General features: G+C 62.1%; 1 protein-coding gene. It reads left to right on the top strand.

Annotation, left to right across the window (positions count from 1 at the left end):
• Positions 1-329: 329 nt before the first annotated feature.
• Positions 330-1,402, top strand: a 1,073-nt coding sequence (locus tag BMX78_RS22965) for a TetR/AcrR family transcriptional regulator (RefSeq protein ID WP_286139238.1), incomplete at its 3' end; no start/stop codon positions are given.

The following is a 1,402-nucleotide window of genomic DNA, read 5'->3' as shown; positions in this document are numbered from 1 at the left end:
AAGGCCATGCGATACGATGACCTTTGCCTGGATTGGGCCAGCGACCTGCGGACTCTGACCGCCGCGTCCAGAACCCTTCGTATCTTGGAGAAGAAGATGGATCGCACTGCTGGCGAATACCGCCACCTTCACGCTTGCTGCCAGACTTCCTGTATTCCTCGCAGGTTTGGACGAGACCTGGCGGGTGAGTTGTGACCAGTCGCCCTCGTACGGCATCGCGTAAACGCCGACCTGGCCGCCCGCAGGGGGCAGTTTGGGAGGAGACTCGCAGCCGAATCCTCGAATCCTCCCTCGTCCGCTTTTCTACCGGAGGGTTCGGGGACACTGCGGTGAGTGCTCTGGCGAGCGACGCTGGTGTCGCCTCTGCGCTCATTTACTATTACTTCGGCTCCAAGAGCGGATTGTTCCAATCTGTCGTTGAGACCGCGCGGATGCGACTCAAAGAGCGGGTAATCGCACCCATCCTCGCCGTGGTCGCCCACCAGGGGTCCCTGGAGGCGCGCGTGACCACGCTCGTGAGCGTCCTGGCTCACCGCGGAAGGGACGACATCGGGCTTCACCGGCTCATCCTGGCCGGGGATCTCGAGGCGGAGATTCCCGAGGTGCTCTCGGTCCGCGAAACCATCGGTGAAGACATTCAGCGTCTGTATTGGGCGGTCGCCGGCCTGAATGAACACGGCCCCGAAAACGACCGGGAGCGCCAGCTCGTCGCCACGATCGAACTCTTGGTCCTCGGAATCTGGTTGTTTGGGATGCGCAGGCATGGCGTAGAGCGACTCCCGATCGTCGTCCAAGCATTCATGGACCTCCTTGCCGGGACCCTCTTTGTGGCAGACAACGAGGACGAGCCGCAGGAGGGCACGGAAACGCGCGAGGAGACCCGGACGTCATCCGAAGCACTCGATGATGATGCCGCACTCGAGGAACGTCTGGCATCAATCGCACTACATCGGTTCGCATCAGGCGGCTACGGGACGACATCCCTGAAAGAGATCGCGACATTGGCCGGGGTGACCACCGGCGCAATTTTCCACTACTTCGGCTCCAAAGCAGGCCTCTATCGGGCGGCCGGCGCCCTCGGGATCCAGCGAATGGTGGACCGATCTGCATATTCGATCGCCTTGGCCAATGTACGCGGCGAGGGCAAGCAGCGCGAGCGTGTAAAGGCGCACTTCCAATCGATAGGCGCCACCGTGGATGACCTCGTCGACAACCACTGGATGGGGTTGCGGGTTCAGGTCGATGCGGAACTTTATCCCGCGTTGGTTGAGATGCGGGACGAGTGGGCGGACGCCCTTGAGCAGCACTACCGCTCCGTCACCGGAGGCGTTGAGCCCTCCTCCGGTTCTGGAGAGCGGGTGCCGGCACAGGAACCTTTGCCTGTGCTCCTGGATGTTCTTAC

This window comes from Arthrobacter sp. OV608, assembly GCA_900110595.1.
In the GTDB taxonomy this organism is placed as follows: domain Bacteria; phylum Actinomycetota; class Actinomycetes; order Actinomycetales; family Micrococcaceae; genus Arthrobacter.
This window is presented reverse-complemented; position numbering and strand designations above follow the sequence as displayed.